We start from the raw sequence: 224 nt of genomic DNA, 5'->3' as shown, positions 1-224 counted from the left end.
GCATCGATGAGGACCACAAGGAACTGCGCAGCCGCTTCAGCGAGGCGTTGCGTACGCTCAAGGGCTCGAGCCTGTATGGCGGGCGCAGCGAGCGCTGGCGCAACGACCTGCCCTGGTACTTGCTGATCGGCCCCCAGGGCAGTGGCAAGACCAGCCTGCTGGACTTTTCCGGCCTGGAGTTTCCGCTCAACAAACTGGACCGCCAACTCACCCGCGACACCCGC

The 224-nt window shown here is 65.2% G+C and carries 1 protein-coding gene; it reads left to right on the top strand.

Going from position 1 to position 224, the window contains the following annotated elements; genetic code table 11:
* On the top strand, positions 1 to 224 hold a 224-nt coding region (locus tag RRF55_RS28625), incomplete at both ends, for a hypothetical protein (protein ID WP_439419389.1).

Source organism: Klebsiella sp. K47 (genome assembly GCF_051858335.1).
In the GTDB taxonomy this organism is placed as follows: domain Bacteria; phylum Pseudomonadota; class Gammaproteobacteria; order Enterobacterales; family Enterobacteriaceae; genus Klebsiella; species Klebsiella pneumoniae.
Note: the sequence above shows the minus strand (reverse complement) of the source record. Positions and strands in the feature narration are given on the sequence as shown.